This window comes from Photorhabdus sp. P32 (assembly GCF_038085095.1).
GTDB lineage: Bacteria > Pseudomonadota > Gammaproteobacteria > Enterobacterales > Enterobacteriaceae > Photorhabdus > Photorhabdus luminescens.
In genome coordinates, this window is record NZ_JAZGJN010000269.1 from 1 (window position 1) to 22,589 (window position 22,589).

Below are 22,589 nucleotides of genomic sequence, written 5' to 3' on the forward strand. Positions count from 1 at the left end.
TGCATCGCGACGGCAAAGGAGCGAATCCCCGGGAGTATAGATAATTATGTGACCGGGGTGAGCGAGTGCAGCCAACAAAGAGGCAACTTGAAAGATGACGGGTATAAATCAATCTAGCTTTTATCTGGATTACTGTGGAGTTATTATGGAAATGGAAGAAATATTTAATAATTATGAGTCTAAAGCTCGTTCATATTGCCGTAGATTTCCCGTAATATTTAGAAAAGGTATAGGTTCTACCTTAACCGATATAAATGGTAAAAGTTACATTGACTTTTTATGTGGCGCTGGCGCGTTAAACTATGGACATAATAATACAATCATAAAACAACAAATTTTTAAATATATTCAAGATGATGGTATTATTATGGGGCTTGATTTGTACTCGGAAGCAAAAATGGAATTTATATCGACATTTGTTGATAAGATTTTGAAACCGAGACAGCTTGAATATCGTTTACAATTTACCAGCCCTACGGGCACGAGCGTCATTGAATCTGCGGTAAAATTAGCAAGAAAGTATACAAAAAGAGAAAATATTGTTTGTTTTACCAACGCTTTTCACGGTATGACGGGGATGTCGCTCAGTTTAACCGGGAGTCAACATCATCGCCAACCTGGGTTATATTCTCAAATTACGCGCTTACCATTTGATGGTTATATCGATGGAGAATTTGATTATATAGGATATTTTAGAAAGCTACTTACCGATCCCAGTTCAGGGGTTGATCTTCCCGCTGCGGTAATTCTCGAGACTGTACAAGGAGAAGGCGGATTAAATGTTGCTTCTGTTGAATGGTTGAGGGCGTTGAGAAAACTTACCGAAGAGTTCAACATTCTATTAATCGTTGATGACATTCAATCTGGTTGTGGTCGTACTGGAACATTCTTTAGTTTCGAGCGCGCAAATATTAAACCTGACCTGGTTTGTCTTTCCAAATCTATTGGCGGTATTGGGCTACCTATGTCTTTACTGCTTATTGCTCCCGATATCGATGTGTGGAAGCCGGCAGAAGACAACGGCACATTTCGAGGTAATAATTTAGCATTTGTCGCTTCAAAAGCGATGTTAAATGAATATTGGGGGGATAGTTCTTTTCAGAAGATAATTCAGCATAAGGCTGAATTAATTCGAACGTACTTGAACTCTTTGGTTGAAAAGTATCATGAATTTGTACTGCGAGTTAAGGGAATTGGATTCATGCAAGGTATAGAAATGGCTGATTCCTCATTAACACAATATTTGGTGAAGCATTGTTTTGAAAATGGTTTGATTGTGGAGCTGTGCGGCCCTAATGATGAAGTATTGAAATTGATGCCTGCTTTGACCATTGATGAAGACACACTGGTAAAAGGATTGAAGATTATAGAACAGGCTCTCGCCAGTTTAAAATCGAGGACCAGTTTAGAATCAAGGACCAGTTTAGAATCAAGGAATAGTAATAATTGCGAAAGTGAAGTTCAACGGTTATCGGTTAGCAGCAATTAGGAATAAAGTTTTAGCTAGGAGTGTAGAATTATGAGCCGTGTAGTAGAACTTACTAAGTTTAATCAGCTTGAATTTCATCACGCACTTGCTCGGGGATACGCGATAGTTTACCGAGGATTACTGCAAGACTGGCCTGCGATAAAACAATGGAATTCTGAATACTTTCAAGATAAGTGTCCTCAAATTGACGTTGTGATCAAATTTTTTGATACAAATGGTGTGCGTTCTGAGCAAGCCAAAATGTATCGTTATTTAGAAATTCTGAATGCATATAAGAAAGGAAAGATGGGTAATGATATTCCCTATTGTCATGACATTCCTATCTTTTTACAAGCTCAACAGTTACTTGATGACGTTGGTGATTTTCCTCTAACTATTTTACCAAAGCTTTACAGAAATGAATGGTGGAAGTTCGTTCAATTTTTTATGTCTCCAGTCGGAGCTATAACGCCATTGCATTTTGATACTTTAAGAACGAACAATCTATTTTTTCAGATAAAGGGCAGTAAGAGATTCTCTTTTATTCCTTGGGAGGAAAGAGAAGCCTGTTCTCGTCGAGGATGGCGCTGGTTTGAGTATAATCCAGAAATCCAAAATGTTAGCGAGATAACTAATATAAACACATCGACGGTTGAGGTACATCAAGGCGATATATTAATCATGCCCGCGGGTATGCTTCATCATGTAAGAACGTTGACTGATAGCATCTCTTTTAATATCGATTTTCATACTCGAGCTTCAGCCTTTGTAAGTTTTAAGAGCATTAAAGAAAAAATGCCGCGTAAAAATCTGTATTACAATTGGCTAAGTTTATGTGGATTGTTGGGATTAATGAAGCGTGAAAGTTTTTTCGAGAAGTACCGTCCGTATCTTAATTATATTTCTTAAAAAGCAAGTAGGTTAATTATGAAAGTATCTTTGATTGATGTCGATAAAAACAACTATGAGGATGTCATGTCTCTTGAAGTTGAACCGGGGCAAGAAGTTTTCGTCGCGCCAAACTCAGAGTCAATTGTCGAATCACATTTTAATGAATATTGCAGAGCAAGAGTAATTTGTTGCGGCGAGGAGGTCGTTGGTTTTGCAATGTATGAGCGTTGTGTTAATGAAGGCAAACCCAACGAATATAATCTGTATCGAATGATGGTTGATCAATCTTACCAAAATCAAGGTATTGGCAGTGAGGCGATGCAGTTATTACTGGATGAAATGAAACAGCAGCCTGATTGTCACAGGATTACTGTCTGTTATGACGAAACAAGCGAACGCCATAAATCATTTTATCAACGTTTTGGCTTTGTAGAAGTCGGTTATTATGAAGAGTATGAGGAAATGCTAGCTGAAATTATTGTGAGGAAATAATTTTAAGGAACTTATAGATAATAAAAACCAAAAATAATATCTTTCAAAGGGATTATAGTATGTTTCTAGATAAAGTTGAACAGCTTGTTATTCCACTAAATCAACAGCAAAAAGAAATTTATCTTGATCATATAAATAGAGAGGATACCGCAGCGTTCAATATAGGTGGTTATGTTGAGATTAAACAATCTATTAATATAAACAATCTCGAATGTGCCATAAAACACACTATCCAAGAACACGCTGTACTTCGCTGTTCAATAGTAGATAAGTACTCAATGCCGCATCATCTTGATTCGGATATGCTAAAAGATACAGTTGAATTTGCTCATATTGTTCAAGACCATCATTTTGAACTGTCTCATTTAGATCTTTCGAGTGAAGAAGAGGCGGAATCTAAAGCTTTGGCTATTATTGAACGGATATTCTCTGAGCCATTTAGATTAGCGCAGGATGTGCTTTATCGAGTCGGCTTAATTCAGTTAGCTCCAAATCGTTTCTGGCTATACTTTATTTCTCATCACATCATCATTGATGGTGTCGGTTATGCTAACTGGTTTCGAAGTATTTTCGACACCTACCAGCAATTAGATCTGGGAAATAAGCCTAAAGAAAACACGGGGGAGCGGTTTCTTGATCTTGCTGCGCAACCGTTACCGGAGAATTATAGTCAGCAATTAACAAAGGCAGCTAAATACTGGAAAGAGTTACTCCATCATTTGCCAGATGTGCCTTTCCAATGTAGGAAAGAAGGTCTTGGAATTGCCGATTCAAGGAAAAGTAGCAGGCTTGTATATTTTATTAAACCTGATAGATATAAGTCATTTTTAACCAAGGCGAGTCAATGTAATTTACCCATATCGCCGCTTTTTATTACAGCGATTGCTTCTCTGGTAAATCGTATCAACCAAAGTGATGGGGTCCTCATCGGCACGCCTTTACATAATCGTACTACATCAGCTCAGCGCAATATGGTTGGTTCGTTTATATCGATGCTACCGATAATGTGCGCGCAAAATAAGCAGATGTCGGTGGCTGAATCAGTAGCAATGACGGCACGTACTATAAAAAGCGGCTATCGTTATCGCTCTTATCCGTCGAGTGCTTTATATAAGGATTTGTCTTTACGTGCTCAAGGTCGTGAACGTCTTTTTGATATTGTTTTTAACTATCAACAGATTGATTTTGATTTCAGTGCTAGTGGTTTGGATACGGAAACTAATTACCTTAGTCATGGGCGTGAAGATATTCCTCTCACCGTTATATTATGTAATTACGGTGATAAGCAAGATACTCAGCTCCAACTAGACTATCGTCATGATTATTTCTCGTCACATCAGGCAGAGCATTTATTGCAAAGCATTATGACTTTGGTTGAACAAATGGTTGCGCAGCCTGAAGCGTTATTAACTTCACTTGATCTGGTGAGTAAAGACGTTGAACAGGAATTATGGAATCTAAGTCAATCTGCTGTGACAGGGGAAAAACTTGTCTGTCCGAACATTACATTAGTGCATGAGCAAATTGAGCAATATGCTGAACGGCATCCTGATGCTATTGCGATAGTGGATGGCGAACGACAAATGTCTTACGCTACATTGAGCAATAAATCTAATCAATTAGCTAGCTATTTAATTGAGAAAGGGGTTCGGCCTGATAGCCGTGTTGCTATTTGCTTGCCGCGTTCGAGCGAGATGGTCGTGGCGATGTTGGCAACGCTGAAAGCTGGAGCGGCTTATGTTCCTATGGACCCTGATTATCCCGATGGTCGCTTGCAGTTTATGCTGACCGATGCTGAACCTGTTGTTTGCATAACAATGTCTTCCATTGCACATCGATTGGCAGCATGCAAGATCGCAACACTATTGCTTGATGATGTTCAGTTTAATCAACATTTGGCCCAGCGTTCTGTGGCAAACATATCCGCAAGTAATATTGGTTTACAGTTGGAACATCTGGCTTATGTGATTTATACCTCCGGCACCACGGGGCAGCCTAAAGGGGTGATGGTTGAACATAAGCAGTTGAGTCACTTTGTTGCACACATTACCGAGTCTTATAGACTGACTGAACATGATAAGTTTTTGCAATTCTCTTCGGTCAGCTTCGATATTTCTGTGGAAGAATGTTTCGGTTCGTTATGTAACGGCGCCGCTCTGGTGTTGCGAGCTGATGATATTCATTACGATTTTGATGCATTTTGGGCATTTTGCCGCCGCCATGAAATTTCGGTGACCAGTTTACCTACCGCTTTTTGGCATCAACTGGTGAATTACAGTCGTCAACCTATTGATTCTTCACTACGTTTAGTGATTTTAGGCGGCGAAATGGTGAAATCCGTTAGTGCCCGTGAATGGTTCGAACATGGCCCTGCTATCAAACTTATCAACACATACGGCCCGACTGAAACAACAGTAACCGCGTCTGCTTACTGCATGGCATCTTTGGCTGATGTAACGGCAATGATTCCCATTGGTAAAGCTAATTATGGCGCCCAACTTTATATATTAGATACGAATTTAAAAAGTGTTCCCTCAGGATTTCAGGGGGAATTATATATTGGCGGCACAGGTGTAACACGTGGCTATCTTAATCGTGAACAAGATAGCGCGAAGTATTTTGTGGCTAATCCTTTTGGTCCGGGGCGACTTTACCGCACAGGAGATATTGTACGTCAGTTACCTGATGGTAATTTGGAATTTATTGGGCGCAATGATAATCAAGTAAAAATAAACGGCTTTCGTATTGAGCCAGAAGAAATCAGCAATCAATTAATGGATTATCCCGGCATTCATGAAGCGGTTGTCTATCCTCGACAGCTTGGCTCTGATGATCGATTGCAATTAATTGCTTATGTTGTGGCTGAAGAAATCATCAATGTTAATGCTATTCGTCTGGCGATGAAGAGCAAACTGTCTGATTACATGTTGCCTGTTGCTGTTGTACAGCTAGAAAAATTACCACTGACACAAAACGGCAAGTTAGATTTTAGGCAATTACCGCTACCACAAAAACAAGATTATAGTCAGCAGGAATTTGTTGCCCCTGAGGGCGAAGCCGAGTTGGTATTAGCACAACTGTGGCAGTCGCTATTAGCCTTGAGTAAAGTCAGCCGCCATGACAACTTTTTTGCTCTGGGTGGTCACTCGTTATTAATTATGTCATTGCGAGCAGAATTGGCTCAGCGTGGTTATCAACTGCCTATGCGTGCGATTTATCGAACCAACACGCTGGCAGAATTGGCATTACATTTATCTTGTGTCCGTAAGGATGAAGAAACGTTAATTCACCAAGAGGTGGCTGTTAATAAGCTTGCAGAGCATGTTGAACATATCACGCCTGATATGTTGGATATGGTGACTTTGAGTGAAGAAGAAATCGCAATTATTTGCCAACAAATTGAGGGCGGCGCCAGTAATATACAAGATATTTATCCATTATCACCGTTGCAGGAAGGCATTTTCTTTCACCATCGGATGAATGAAGAGCATGATACTTATATCATCCCCATTCTTATCAAGTTTGCTAATGAGCAAAAGCTGACAGCATTTCTACATACGCTTGATAAGATAGTGGCGCGTCATGATATTTTCCGCACCTCTATTCATTGGCATGATTTAACCACCTCAGTTCAGGTTGTTCATCGAACAGCTTCGGTTCCTTTACAATGGCAAGCTATTGCTCCAGGTTTCTCAGCATTGGAAACTTTGGCAGAATTATCTGCGATTGAACACCACCATATGAAGCTGGATCGTGCGCCTATGATGCAAGCGATTGCGGCTAAAGATACGAAGACTGATGAGTGTTTTCTGCTATTAAAGCAGCATCATTTATTAAGTGATCATATTTCTGTCTTATTGCAAATTGCAGAAATGCACGCTTTGCTTGAAGATCCCAATGTGTTGTTGCCTACTCCGGTTCAATATCGTGAGTTTGTTGCTTATTCATTAAGAGCTAACCAATCCAATAGCGGTGTTGATTACTTTAAAGCTAAGCTGTCTGATGTTGCTGAAACCACCGCTCCTTTCGGGTTATTAGATGTTTATAACGACGGGTTGAAAATAGATACTGTCAGAGAATGGGTTGACCCGCGTTTAACGCAGCAGATTATTGGCTTGGCTAGTCAACACTGCATCAGTGCGGCGAATATTTTTTATTTGGCTTGGGCATTGGTGGTTGCTAAATGCAGCGGTAAATCCGATGTTGTTTTTGGCTCCATGATGTCAGGACGACAGCAAGCTATTCGTGGTAGCGATCGTATTCTGGGGATGTTGATCAATTTGTTGCCTATACGCATCAATTTGGCAGATTTGTCGGTAAGCGAAGCATTAAAGCAGATTCATAATGAGCTCATTGAATTAGCCGACTATGAGCATTTTCCGCTTTCTGAGGCATTACGTTACAGTGCTTTGCCTGGCGGCACGCCCCTGTTTACTAGTTTGTTGAATTTCAGTCATAAAAGTGAATTAGCTGTTGCCAACCAAAACCATCATTTTGAAATGCTAGGCACTAAAGAGTACACCAACTATCCGTTAGAAATGGGCGTTGAGCAACTCGATAATGATTTCATAATGCAAGTTTATGTTGAGTCACAAGTTGGGGCGTGTAATGTTCTGACTTATATGAGAACAGCATTGGAGGCTATTATTCATGCATTGGGTCAAGCTCCGCAAACACCATTACTGACATTATCTATAACGCCTATTAGCGAACAACAGCGGATTATTAACGAATTCAATAGCCCTGTAGTTGCTTATGATAAAACAGCGGCGATTCATCAACGTTTTGAACATCAGGTAGCAAAAACACCTGCGGCCATTGCTGTTGTATGTGATACCCATCGCATCACTTATGCTGAACTTAATCAGCGTGCTAATCAACTGGCTCACTGCTTGATAGCACAAGGAGTGGTACGTAATCATATTGTTGCTATCTATGCCGAACGTTCCATTGAGTTTGTCATTGCCCTACTTGGCATTATGAAAGCCGGCGCTGCTTACGTTCCTTTGGACCCGACTAATCCACCTGAGCGTTTGTCGTATATGTTGGCTGACTCTGGGGTTAATGTGGTTTTAACTCAAAGCCATTTAAATGGGTTAACCTTCAATGGTCAGAAACGTTTTCAGTTGGATGTGGATTGGCCTTCATTAGGGCATTATGCAAATACTAACCCGGAGGTTGAGTGTTATCCTGATGATCTGGCTTATATGATTTATACTTCCGGTTCGACCGGCAAACCTAAAGGCGCGTTGGTGCACCATGCCGGAGCTTTGAATCATATTGATGCCGAATTTGATGTTCTCGGTTTTATGGGGCGTCATAATCAACTGTTATCACGTAACTTTCTACAAAGTGCCGCTTCTTCTTCCGATGTCTCTGTGTGGCAATTTCTGGCGCCTTTGCTAAGTGGAGGCAAAACAGTCATTCTGCCGGATGCTATGGATTTGTCTGAATATATTCGTGTGTTGCAAGACGAACAAATTCATCTGATTCAAACCGCTCCGTCAGTATTGAAAATATTGTTAGAACACTTGCTTGGTCAGGGTGAGGTCGCAACGCCATTACCGAACCTGAAATGGTTAATGATTATTGCTGAACCTTGTCCGGTGCCTTTGGTTAATCGCTGGTTGCAATATTACCCTCAAATTCCGGTGATGAATGGTTATGGACCTAGCGAAGCATCGGACGATATCACCTATTTTATTATTGACAAACCGTTAGAAGAGCACGTTAAAAATATTCCTATAGGCAAGCCGTTACCAAACTTAACCATGTATGTTCTGGATCAACATATGCAAATTTTGCCGACTAATGTTATTGGCGAATTGTGCGTGTCTGGTGTTGGCGTAGGCAAAGGTTATTGGAATAAACCTGAAAAAACGGCAGAAAGTTTTAAAGATAACCCTTTCCTCACAATGAACGGGCATGGGACCCGACTTTATCGCACTGGCGATTTAGGTTATTGGGACGCCAATGGCAATCTGGAACTTGTTGGGCGGATTGATAATCAGGTAAAAGTTCGAGGTTTTCGCGTTGAACTGGGGGAAATTGAGTCGGCTTTGGTGAAGTTACCCCAAGTGGCGGAAGCAGCGGTACTCGTTCATAAAGATAGAGCGGGTGAAAATTGTCTGGTCGCTTATCTGGTATTAACGGCAAATATTGCTCAGACCGAGCAGATTATTAATAACGTTAAGCAGGGATTAAATCATCACTTACCGGATTATATGATCCCCGGCTACTATGAAATTCTGGATAAGATGCCATTAAATGCGGCGGATAAAATTAATCGCCATGCATTGCCGAAGCCTTGTTTAGTCAATCATCACGTTGAGTGGGTTGAACCTGCTAATAAGATCGAGCAAGCATTAGCCGGTATTTGGCAATCAGTACTCAATGTTGACCGGGTTGGTCGAAACGACAACTTTTTCCACCTCGGCGGCCACTCTTTATTGGTCATTCGGGTAATTTCTAAAATACGTGCCGAACTTGGACGGGAAATTGCGGTTAGAGCTATTTTTGATCATCCAACGCTGGCCGAACTTGCGGTTATGCTTGAACAGCGGACGGCGACGACAGTTGATTCGATCCCCAAACAGCCACGAACCGGTGAGTTACTGCCTCTGTCATTTGCTCAAGAACGCTTGTGGATTCTTAGCCAAATTGACCAAAGTAGTGCGGAATACAATATGCCCATTGCATTTGCTGTTGAGGGCGAATTTGATGTTGGCGTAGCTGAACTAGCACTCAATCAAATCATCGAGCGTCATGAAATATTGCGTACTGTCTACATTAAGCAAGACGGCAAGCCGTTCCAGAAAATTCTATCTGGGAGAAATCTGACGCTTAATTATATTGATTTAACCTGTATGCCTAAGGAGCAACAAAGTCAGCATGTAGCTGAGTTAATGGAAGAAGACGCTAGGCAAATTTTTGATCTAAGCCGCGATTTAATGATTCGCGCCACCTTTATTCAGCGTCAAGTCAATAATGGCGTATTGCTATTTAATGCTCATCATATTGCGTCTGACGGCTGGTCTGAGGATATTCTTACCCACGAGTTTGTTGTTCGTTATGATGCTTTACGCAATGGGAACAAGGTCGAAATAAAGGAACTTGACATTCAATATGCTGATTTTGCAGTTTGGCAGCGTGACAGGTTGCAAAGTGAGTATTTAGCGTCGCAGATCAGCTATTGGAAACGGCAATTGGATGAGATACCGCCAGTACACGGTTTGCCGCTGGACAGGCCGAGGCCGAAGGTAAGGCAACATCAAGGCGCCGTGGTGACAGGCTCATTGCAGGAGGACACTACGCAAGCACTGGTCAGTTTGGCCAGACAACATCAACTGACTCCGTTCATGCTATTCCATGCTGCGTTGGCATTATTATTATCTCGTCACAGCAACAGCGATGACATTGTGATAGGTACGCCAGTGGCGAACCGTTTGCAGGCAGAGCTGGAAACGCTGATTGGCTTCTTTGTCAACACCTTGATACTACGAGTAGATACTAGGCACGCTATGCTTAGTGATTACCTTGCTCATGTCAAACAGGCGCATCTGGATGCTCAGGCCAATCAAGACGTGCCGTTTGAACAACTGGTTGAACGGTTACAAGTAACAAGAAGTACGGCATATACGCCATTGTTCCAAATCATGTTGACGACCGATACAGATTATGGACTGAATAGCGACGTTGGAGAGGTTACCTTCAACCTGCCGGGAATGAAGCTGAATTCAATCGCTCCGAACCATATCCAAACCAAGTTTGATCTCAATATTGATCTGAGTATTAGTGAGGATCGATTGCATTTGCAATGGGTCTATGACACCAGTTTGTTCAGCCATGAACATATTGAGCAGTTCAATGATCACCTGTCACGTTTACTGATAGGGCTGGCCGAAGCGACGAAGGCGAATGACTATACACAGGTTTCACTTGCCAGCTTGCCGATGCTGTCAAATGTGGAGATCGCGTACCTGCGGCATACGCTCAATGATACCTATGTAGAATATCCAAAGAGCAAATGTATCCACGAGCTGTTTGAACAGCAGGCCGAAACAAATCCTGATAACGTTGCGCTGGAGTGCGGTGATAGCCAATTGACTTACAGGCAGCTCAATGAAAAATCCAACCAGTTGGCGCACTATCTGTTGGAACGACACGCTATTGAGCCGGATACGCTAGTGGGTTTATGTGTGGAGCGTTCACTGGAGATGGTAATCGGCATTTTGGCGATCCTCAAGGCGGGAGGCGCTTATGTGCCGCTGGACCCAAGATATCCTCAGGAGCGCCTGGGTTACATGTTGGAAGATGCGCAGCTTGAGGTGGTGCTGATCCAGTCACATCTGGAGCAGGTACTGCCAGACTTCAACGGTCATCGGGTGATATTAGATAATCTTGGCAGTACGAATAGTCAAATCAGCACGGCATACAGCCACTACCCTACGACTAATCTGGATAAGCATGCATTGGCGTTGACTGCCAGTCATCTGGCCTATGTGATTTACACCTCAGGATCGACGGGTAAACCTAAAGGGGTGATGATTGAGCATAGAAATACAATCGCCATGCTCAGTTGGGCTCAATCGCAATATACCAAGGAGGACATTGCTTGTGTTCTCATGTCAACGTCTCTGAACTTTGATTTATCAATATTTGAACTATTTTTACCTTTAGTCTCGGGTACGCGGGTGTGTGTTGTTGAGGACATTTTGGTTCTACATCAAGGCATTGACTGTCAGGCGACTCTGATAAATACGGTGCCTTCGGCAATGAACTCTCTGGTTGAACGAAATGCGATACCGAGGAGTACTCGGATTATTAATTTGGCCGGCGAGGCTTTATCTGCAAATTTGGTCAATGCGATATATGAGAAAAATCAAGATGTAACGGTTTATAACTTATATGGACCGTCAGAGGATACGACATATTCTACTTGGGCGAAATTGGATTCTCCTGTGCACACCACACCGACTATTGGCAGGATCATTAGCAATAGTCAGGCTTATATTTTGGATAAAGAGCAGCAACTTGTGCCTTACGGCTCTACCGGGGAGCTTTATGTCGGCGGCGCAGGCTTAGCCCGTGGTTATATCAATCGTCCTGAACTCACGAAGGAACGCTTCGTTGCTAACCCGTTTCATGATCCAGCCAATACTGATAGCAGTGAGCGTTTGTACAAAACCGGCGATTTGGTGCGCTACTTGCCAGACGGCAATCTGGAGTTCGTTGGTCGTATTGATGATCAGGTGAAAATCCGTGGTTTCAGAATAGAACTGGGTGAGATTGAGTATCAACTTAATCAGCAGGCAGGGGTGAACTCGTCTCTGGTGCTGGTCAAGGCAACCTTGGCAGGTGACAAACAACTGGTTGCCTATATCAAACGGGTGTCGGATAAGCTGACGAATGAGAGGGCGAGCGCAGAATGGCAGCAGGCTCAAACTCGGTTTATTCAGGGTATCAAATCTGCATTAGCTAAATCCTTGCCGGACTACATGATACCGTCAGTTATGGTTGTGGTTGAAGAATGGCCGTTGACGCCCAATGGCAAGATTGACCGTAAGATGCTGCCTGAACCTAATACTGAGCATGATAAAAGCGATAATTTTATTGAACCGGTTGGTGAAACGGAAATCTCTTTGGCGGCAATTTGGCAAAGGGTACTGAATGTCAGACAAATATCGCGCAACGATAACTTTTTTGCACTAGGCGGTCACTCATTATTGGCAATCAAATTAGTCACGGAAATCAATGCTGCATTTGTCATTGAGCTTGGTGCTATGCAGGTTTTCCAGACACCTCTCTTGCATGAACTTGCAGAATTAATCTGCAACCAGCAATTACAAGGGCAAATCCAAAGTGAGCTTGAAACGGCAGGTGAAGAGGGGTGGTTATGATGGACATGTTGAAATTAGTTAAAGACGCTTATGAACAGGGTGTATTGCTATTCAGTAAAGAGGGTCAGTTAGGATTTAAGTTAAAAGGGGCTCACTTCCCCGATGAACTAAAAGCCAAAATTAAAGCACACAAAGCCGAGCTGATCGATTTTCTCGATAAAGGCAGAGTGGATATCCCTGGCAATGAAATGGTGATTGAACCGGCTCTTCGAACCCAGAAATTGCCTCTAAGTTCTTCACAGCAACGGATCTGGTTTATCGAGCAGTTTGGCGGTGGAAGCACCGCTTACAACATGGTGTCAGCTTATACGGTAAGCGGTAAATTTGAATTGGCGGCAGCGAATCTGGCCCTGCAAACTATCATAGATCGGCACGAAGTGCTGCGTACTGTTTACCATAGCGATGAAAATGGAACCTGGCAGGTTATCAAGCCGGAGTGGTCATTCGAGATAGCCCAATCAGATATCCATGATATAAGCGAAGCCGAGCAAGAGGCGTGGGTTGAGCAGGCTATTCAGGATGAAATGACCTACCGATTTGATTTGGCATGGGATGTGATGGTGCGTTGTCGCTATATCAGCACCTCAATGGAGCAGGGCGTGCTGTTATTTAACATGCATCATATTGCTTCCGATGGTTGGTCGATGGGGATATTGGTTAAAGAGTTTGTGAACTTGTATCAGGCTTATCGCCAAGGTCGGGCTAACCCGTTAGCGGCTCTGGAGATTCAGTATGCCGATTATGCGGTCTGGCAGCGCAGCCCAGAGAGAGAAACTCAGTTAGCGGCAGGGTTAGCCTATTGGCAGCAACAGTTGTCGGATTTACCTCCAGTTCATGGATTGCCTTTGGATTACGGGCGACCAACCCATCAAACCAGTCATGGTCGCAGTTATGAATTTAGCCTGGACAATGAGGTTAGCAAAGGGTTGCAGCAACTGGCGTTGGCACAGGATTGCACGCTTTTTATGGTGCTGCATGCGGCATTTACGGTACTGCTCGGTCGTCACAGCGGGCAACGGGATATTGTAGTGGGAACCCCGGTAGCTAACCGTTTGCAGACATCATTAACGCCGTTGATAGGCTGTTTTATGAATACGCTGGTGTTGCGCAGCGAGTGTGAGCTGGAACAATCGTTCATCAATTATCTAGGTTCGGTCCGGGAGATAAACCTGACTGCCTTGCGGCACCAAAATGTTCCGTTTGAGTTGTTGGTGGAGCGGTTGCAGCCGGAACGCAGCACCCGTTATTCACCGTTATTCCAAATCATGTTTTCTATGAATACGAATGACAGTGTGGAGTTGCAACTGGAAGGGGTAAGTTTGCGGCCGCGGCTGGAACAGACTCGCAATGCGATGTATGAATTGACGTTAGAGGCCCAGCAAACAGAGGAAGGTCTGGCTTTTAGTTTCGAGTACAACACAGATTTGTTTGCAGAGGAGACAATAAAGCGGCTGGCAGCGCGTTTTACGACTTTGCTAATAGGCATAGTGGTTTCTCCGTCCGAAAAGCTTGGCGATTTAACTCTGTTGCCACCGGAAGAGCAGGATTACCTGCTGCACAGTTTAAACCAGACAGCGGTAGAGTATGACCGTAACCAATGTATCCATGAGCGGCTAGAAGCCTTTGCTGAACAAACGCCGGATGCCATTGCATTGATCTTTGATGACCAGCGGTTGACTTATGCGCAACTTAATGCCAGCGCTAATCAGTTAGCACATCAATTAAGAGCGCAGGGCGTTTCAACGGGTGGGCGAGTTGCTGTGTTGTTGCAGAGAGGCATCGACATGGTTACAGCACTATTGGCAGTGATGAAAGCAGGAGCTGCGTATGTTCCGGTTGATCCTAGCTTTCCTGCCGATAGAGTGCGGTATATGCTGAACGATGCAGAGCCGCAATGTATTATAAGTAACCGCATTATAAGTAACCGCGAATGCGCATCAGGATTAGTCGGTTTTGCGGAATTAACCTGCTTATTGGATCACATTGACCTTAGCCAATCACCCACCACCAATATTTCTAAACAGTCGATCGGTTTAGCCGCATCTGCTCCGGCCTACGTGATTTACACTTCCGGTTCTACGGGTAATCCCAAAGGTGTGATGGTCAGCCACTCTGCGGTTAATAACTTCTTGATCTCAATGCAAGATAACTTGCAGTGTATGGCGCAGGACAATGTTTTAGCCATCACCACTATTTCCTTTGATATTGCCGTATTAGAGCTCTATCTGCCTTGGTTGTCCGGCGCCGCTTGTGTCGTGGCTGCGCAGCAAGACGTGACTGATCCCGCCAGACTGGTTGTACTACTCGAACAACATAACATTTCGCTGTTACAAGCCACGCCAACGACTTGGAATATGTTGCTTGAATCAGGCTGGCAGGGGCGCTCGTCGTTAAAAATGATCAGTGGCGGCGAGGCTTTGCCATTAGCGACAGCAACGGCATTATTGAGCAAAGGCAACGCGCTCTGGAATATGTACGGGCCGACGGAAACCACGGTTTGGTCAACCATTGCGAAACTGAACGCACAACTGCTTGAGCAGCAACTTGTTACTATCGGGTTACCGTTAAACAACACCACAATTTATTTACTGGATGAACAATTAAAACCGGCGCCTTTTGGGGCGGTGGGAGAGCTATACATTGGTGGTGATGGGCTTGCTGACGGCTATTTCAAACGTGAAGATCTGACTGCTGAGCGATTCATTAACCTGACATTTTCTGACGGTTTAACCGCCAGAGTTTATAAAACGGGCGATCTTGCCCGTTACACTACAGAAGGTTCACTTGTATATTTGGGTAGAAATGATTACCAAGTGAAATTACGGGGCCACCGAATTGAACTTGGCGAAATTGAACAGGTTATCAACCTGTTTCCACAAATAACCCGTTCTGTTGTGATTGCGCTAAACGATCAGCAAACACAACAGTATCTAGCGGGTTATGTGGTCGCCGAGCAACAAATTGATATTGATGCGCTACGTCAACACCTTGAGCAGAAGTTGCCAGCCTATATGTTACCACGAGCAATTATTCAGCTTGAAACATTGCCGCTTACGCTAAATAACAAGATTGATCGCAAAGCGCTGCCAACACCGCAAGAGAGTGATATTGCTGTTAAGGCCAGTACGCCGCCCATCAACGAAAAAGAAGAAATACTGGCAGCTATTTGGTGCGAAATGCTAGGTATTGAGCAAATAGGCCGGGATGACAACTTTTTTATGGTTGGAGGCCACTCATTAATTGCGACTAAGGTGATCACAAAGATTAATGAGCAATTTCAATGTAGTTTACAGGTAAGAGATATCTTTGAAGCTGCAACAGTGGCTTTACTTGCAGAGAGAGTGCCTTATGCGGCATCGGATAAGCGTTATCAAACAATTCCTATTCTTGAACGCAAGACAAATTTATTACCGCAATCTTATGCTCAACAACGAATCTGGTTTATCGAGCAGTTTGGCGGTGATAGCACCGCCTACAACATGGTGTCAGCCTATACGGTAAGCGGTAAATTTGAACTGTCGGCAGCGAATCTGGCCCTGCAAACCATCATCGATCGACACGAAGTGCTGCGTACGGTTTACCACAGCGATGAAAATGGCACCTGGCAGGTTATCAAGCCGGAGTGGTCGTTTGAGATAGCTCAATCGGATATCAGTGACATCGGCAAAGCCGGGCAAGAGGCGTGGATTGAACAGGCTATTCAGCATGAAATGACCTACCGATTTGATTTGGCACAGGATGTGATGGTGCGTTGTCACTACATCAGCACTTCAACGGAGCAGGGCGTGTTGTTATTTAACATGCATCATATTGCTTCTGATGGCTGGTCAATGGGGGTGCTGGTTAAGGAACTTGTGAGCTTGTACCAAGCTTATCGTCAAGGTCGGGCTAACCCGTTACCAGCTCTGGAGATTCAGTATGCAGATTATGCGGTCTGGCAACACAGCGCAGAAGGAGAATCTCAGTTAGCGGCGGGATTGGAATATTGGCAGCAACAGTTGTCGGATTTACCCCCAGTACACGGGTTGCCTCTGGATTACGGGCGGCCAGTCAACCAGACCAGTCATGGCCGCAGTTATGAATTTAGCCTGAACAATGAGGTTAGCAAAGGGTTGCAGCAACTGGCGCTGACACAAGGGTGCACTCTTTTTATGGTGTTGCATGCGGCATTTACGGTACTGCTCAGTCGTCACAGCGGGCAACGAGATATTGTGGTGGGAACCCCGATAGCTAACCGTTTGCAGACATCGTTAATGCCATTGATCGGCTGTTTTATCAATACGCTGGTATTGCGCAGCGAGTGTGAGCTAGAGCAATCGTTTATCGATTACCTGAGATCGGTCCGGGAGGTAAACCTGGCTGCCCAGCGGCATCAAAATGTCCCGTTTGAGTTATTAGTGGAGCGGTTGCAACCGGAGCGTAGCACCAGTTATTCACCGTTGTTCCAAATCATGTTTTCTATGAATACGAATGACCGTGTGGAGTTGCAATTGGACGGGGTAAGTTTGTGGCCGAGGCCGGAACAGACCCGCAATGCGATGTATGAATTGACACTGGATGCCAGCCAGACAGAAGAAGGTCTGACGTTTAATTTCGAGTACAACACGGATTTGTTTGCCGAGCAGACAATAAAGCGGCTGGTGGTACGTTTTACCACCTTGTTGATGAGCATTGTGGCTTCTCCGTCCGAAAAGCTTGGCGATTTGGTTCTGTTACCGCCGGAAGAGCAGGATTACCTGCTGCACAGTTTGAACCAGACAGCGGTAGAGTATGATCGTAGCCAATGTATCCATGAGCGGATAGAAAAGTTTGCCGAACAAACGCCGGATGCCATTGCGTTGGTCTTTGGCGACCAGCAGTTGACTTATGCGCAACTTAATGCCAGAGCCAACCAGTTGGCGCATTATCTGGTTGTTCAGGGCGCCAAACCGGATTCAATGATTGCGATATGTATTGAGCGCAGTATTGACATGATTGTGTCGGTACTTGCCATCTTGAAATCGGGTAGTGCCTATTTGCCTCTCGATCCTGCCTATCCGCAAGAAAGGCTTGCTTATATTATTGATGATGCCCAGCCTTTGATGGTGATAACCAACAGCCATAACAGCAAGTTATTGCCTGAAAATAGTCCATTGAGCATTGATGTGACTACCACCTCGTTTGCCGGATTCTCAACCGATAATCTTTCCGCCGCTGAATTGGGTTTGCGTTCTACCCACTTGGCTTATGTTCTCTATACCTCGGGTTCTACGGGCATGCCGAAAGGTGTGATGATTGAACATCAGGCATTGGTGAATCTGGTGGTGGGGCTTGCGGATGCCTATCTTTATTCAAAGCAGGATCGGGTACTGCAATTTGCCGCCCTCAGTTTTGATATGTCTATTGAAGAAATATTTGGCGCCTTTGGCAATGGCAGTACCTTGGTCTTACGTGGCGAAGATTGGTTGATAGATGTCGCTACTTTCTGGCAAAGGTGCCGGGAATACCAGATCAGTGCGGTGAATTTGCCAACCACGTTCTGGCACGAAGTAGTAAGTGAAAATACGGTCTTAGTACCTGAGCATATTCGCCAAATTAGTGTCGGCGGCGAGCAGATTAAGCCGGATAAAGTGGTTGCATGGTATCAGCGACCGGGGCATTTACCCCGTTTAGTCAATGCCTATGGGCCAACCGAATACACGGTCAATACTTGCATTGCCTACGATTTTCAGGGAGACGCCCTCAGTATTGGGCGCCCAATTCAAAATACGGCCATCTTCTTGTTGGACAAAAATCAACAGCTTGTGCCTTTTGGCGCTGTTGGTGAAATTTGTGTCGCGGGTGATGGTGTTGCGCGGGGCTATATCAACAAACAGCAATTAACCCGTGAACGATTTATTGATAATCCTTTTGTAAGCCGCTATCCAAAGCTCTATCGAACTGGCGACTTGGGGCGTTACTCACTGGCAGGGGATATTCAATATTACGGGCGTGATGACCATCAGGTTAAGATCCGTGGATTCCGTATTGAGTTAGGGGAGATAGAAACAAGGCTGCGTAGCTTGCCTGCCATTCGTGACGCGGTTGTCATTGCTCGAGAGGATGAATCGGCTCACAAGTATCTGGCGGCCTATATCACCCTTGATGGTCAGCAGAAAATTGCTGAGATCCGACACCTATTAAGTCAGCAGTTACCGAGTTATATGGTCCCTTCGGCGTTTGTGGTACTAGACGAGATACCGCTTACTGCCAACCGAAAAGTGGATCGTAAAGCGCTGCCTAAACCAGATTTTGTTGCTCAGGGGGAAATTGAATATATCGCGCCAGCCACTGAACAAGAAACACTGCTAGCTGAAATTTGGCGAACACTGTTTGGATTGGCGCAAGTCAGTGCTGCGGCCAACTTCTTTGAGTTGGGTGGACACTCGTTGTTGAGCATGAAGATGCTATCCCATATTAAAAAGCATGGTTATCGATTGGATATTCGGGCCTTGTTTGAGTACCCGAAATTACGGGATATGGCGAAACAACTTTACGATCCACTACAGGCAACCGAGCAGGGAACACCGCTGTTAACAGCCCATGAAGCATTGGAAAGCATGGTTTCCTTGTCGGAAACTGAGCGGGCTTTGATCGTCTCTCAGTCGCCGGGAGGTGAGCAAAATATTGTTGGCATTTATCCTTTGGCGCCATTACAGGAAGGGATCTTATTCCATCACATGATGTGTGGGAAATCTGACCTTTATGTTACTCCGATGCTGTATTCATTTCCGTCAAACACCGAGATGGAAAGCTTTATTGGAGCATTGGATAAAATAGTACAGCGACATGATGCGCTGCGAACTGGAATTTTTTGGCAAGGTATTGATGAACCGGTGCAGGTTATCTACAAAGAGGCGCCATTACCGGTGGTTGACATCGATTTAAGGGATGATGTTGATATCCAGCAGCAGTTAGCACAGTTTATGGAGCCATCACAACAATGGATGGATGTTACTCAGGCGCCGTTGGTCAGGGTAACCCGGTTTATCGACCGCCAGCAAAAGCAGCGCTATGTTATGGTGCAGGAGCATCACCTGATAAGTGATCATGTGTCATTGGAGATTATTCAAGAAGAATTTCTGGCTATCTTGACAGGTGATGAAAAGTCGCTGCCAGAAGCTTTGAGTTATCGGGAGTTTGTCTTAAACGCCATCAGCCAAACCGATACCAAAGCGGCGCAACAGTTTTTTACCGAGCAATTGGCTGGGGTTGATGAAATCACGGCACCTTTTGGGATCACAAGTGGAATGGTTAACAATAACCTATTCACTGAAATCCAAATTGGCTTGCCTGCGGATTTATCCGCAGAGATTCGTCGCTCTTCTTCTGCATGGCAGATAAGTCCAGCGCTTATTTTTCACATGGCATGGGCATTGGTTCTGGCAAAAACCAGCGGTACTAAAGATGTCATATTCGGTACGGTATTATCTGGTCGCTTGCAGGGCGTTGATAATATTGAGCGAGTAGTTGGTTTATTCATCAATACCTTGCCGCTGCGTGTTGATTTGAGTCAGTTGAACGTGGCTCAGTTGATGCAGGAAATGCAACAGAAACTGGTTAGCTTGCTGCAATTCGAGCAAGTACCGACTGCGATTGCTGAACAATGTAGCAAACTGTCGGGTTCTAGCAGTTTATTCGACAGTATTTTGAATTACCGTCACTCCGAAGTGAGTGGCGAGACAAGTGAACTTAACCAGCTTTGGCAAAAAACCGGCATTGAGTTGGTCGATGTAAGAGAACGTACCAATTACCCGATTACAATATCGATTGACGATTTCGGGGATGATTTTTCTGTTGCTGCTCAAATCGACAGTCGATTTGATGCTGAACGCTTGGTGGAATATCTCATCAATGCTAGCAGACAACTTGTTGCTGCTTTGCAAAATCAGGTACAGGTTGCCGCATTGTCGCTCGACATCCTTGATGCTGAGGAACGGGCGTTCCTGTTGCATTCGTTAAATCAAACGGTATTACCGTATGACAACTCACAAACTCTGATTGAGAGATTCGAAGCCCAAGTTAAGGCGAATCCCGATGAGATTGCGTTGAATTTTGCTGGCGAGACGATGACGTACCGTGAGTTAAATCAGCGATCCAATCAACTTGCTCAGTATCTCCTGAACAAGGGAGCGAAAGTAAATACTCCCGTCGTGATGTTCATTGAACGTTCCTTTGAGATGGTCATCACTGTTATCGCCATCTTAAAAACGGGCGCCGGTTATGTACCACTGGATACCTCATTACCGACAGAACGCTTAAACATCATTCTTAGTGATCTGTCTGATGAAATCTTAGTAACGATGTGCTCCTTGAATGATAGGTTTGCGGTAAAACGCCAGAAAATGGTGTTGTTGGATGATCCTTGCACAGTAGAGATACTGGACAAACAGCCAACCAGTAATTTGGCTATCGAATACTCTCTGGATTACCTCGGTTACGTGCTCTATACCTCAGGTTCAACGGGTAAGCCTAAGGCGATTGAAATGCCACAGCGGGCGCTGAGCAATTTATTACAAGGTATTAGCCAGCTTGAGCCAGCGCTGACGGGGCCGAACCGTTGGTTACAATTCTCATCAATTGGTTTTGATCTCAGTTTTGAAGACATATTCATGCCGCTGTTGTCCGGGGGTTCACTGCAACTCATTGATAAATCGACTCAGTTGGATATTCGGCTGTTAGCGAAGCAAATCCAGCAGGGGCAACTTCAAGTCCTGAACTTACCTTATGCCGTATTGCAGAACCTGGCTGAGTATAGCGGTGTTAATGGGCTACAGTTCCCCGAATTAAGGGTTATTGTTTCGAGCGCTGAAAGGCTCAAAATCACAGCGGCCATCAGACAGTTTTTCACGACACATAGTCAATGTAAGTTAGTGAACCACTATGGCCCGGCAGAGACCCATGTCGTAACGTCTAACACATTACAGGGAGAACCTGCCTCATGGCCTGATTTGCCGACGATTGGCCGCTCATTGCCTAACGTGGCTTGTTATATTTTGGATGAGTACTTGCAGCCTGTCCCGATGGGAGCCATTGGCGAGCTATATTTAGCCGGGGAGTGTTTATCAAGAGGCTATTATCAGCAGCCCCAGCTTACCGCAGAGCGGTATCTTGATTGCGATTGGGTTCTTGGGAAACGAGTGTATCGAACTGGGGACTTAGCCAGCTTTCATCAAAACGGTGAAATCAACTACTTTGGCCGCAACGACCATCTGGTCAAGATCCGTGGGTTCAGAATTGAACTCGGTGATATCGAAGCTCAATTAAGTAAGTTCGATGGCATAACCGGAGCCGTAGTCATTGCTATTGGTACAGAAGCAGGCGATAAGCAGCTTATCGCTTATTTTATCGCAGCTAACCCATTGAATTTACCTGAAATTAAAGCCTATTTATCGGCTAGCTTACCTGATTACATGTTGCCATCTGCGTATGTGCAGATGGCGGCTTTTCCGCTGAATACCAATGGCAAAGTGGATCGCAGCCGACTTCCACAACCTGGAGCAGATAACTTTGTCAAAGCCAAATACATCGCGCCAGTGACTGAACTGGAACAAAGTGTTGCGAAAATTTGGCAGGGGTTATTGCAACAAGACAGGGTAAGCATGGCCGACAACTTTTTTGATTTAGGTGGTCATTCCTTATTAGCGATGAAGCTAATTTCTCGAATTGAACAGGCATTTTCCGTTGGCGTGCCAATTGCGATTGTGTTTGAAAGATCAAGATTAGAGCAGTTATGTGATTGGCTTGAAAAAGAAATTGTTATTCAACGTAACAAGTCAGTTGGGGCTGTAGTGGAAGAATATGAGGTAACTGAGTGGTGA

General features: G+C 44.3%; 5 protein-coding genes. All 5 read left to right on the forward strand.

What is annotated here, in order from left to right:
- Positions 1 to 145: 145 nt before the first annotated feature.
- Genes ectB through V2H77_RS13290 form a run of 5 tightly spaced genes read left to right on the forward strand, consistent with a single transcriptional unit; the run spans position 146 to position 22,589 of the window.
- Positions 146 to 1,489, forward strand: a complete 1,344-nt coding sequence (gene ectB / locus V2H77_RS13270) for a diaminobutyrate--2-oxoglutarate transaminase (RefSeq protein ID WP_341499178.1) — start codon at positions 146 to 148, stop codon at positions 1,487 to 1,489.
- Between the two features lie 30 nt (positions 1,490 to 1,519).
- Positions 1,520 to 2,377, forward strand: a complete 858-nt coding sequence (locus tag V2H77_RS13275; protein ID WP_341499179.1) for a cupin-like domain-containing protein — start codon at positions 1,520 to 1,522, stop codon at positions 2,375 to 2,377.
- Positions 2,378 to 2,395: 18 nt separating this feature from the next.
- Entirely contained in the window at positions 2,396 to 2,851 is a 456-nt protein-coding gene (locus V2H77_RS13280) for a GNAT family N-acetyltransferase (protein ID WP_341499180.1), read from the forward strand.
- Between the two features lie 59 nt (positions 2,852 to 2,910).
- Entirely contained in the window at positions 2,911 to 12,750 is a 9,840-nt protein-coding gene (locus V2H77_RS13285) for a non-ribosomal peptide synthetase (RefSeq protein ID WP_341499181.1), read from the forward strand.
- Positions 12,747 to 22,589, forward strand: coding sequence for an amino acid adenylation domain-containing protein (locus tag V2H77_RS13290; protein WP_341499182.1), 9,843 nt, complete (start codon positions 12,747 to 12,749; stop codon positions 22,587 to 22,589). The genes V2H77_RS13285 and V2H77_RS13290 overlap by 4 nt, the downstream gene beginning before the upstream one ends.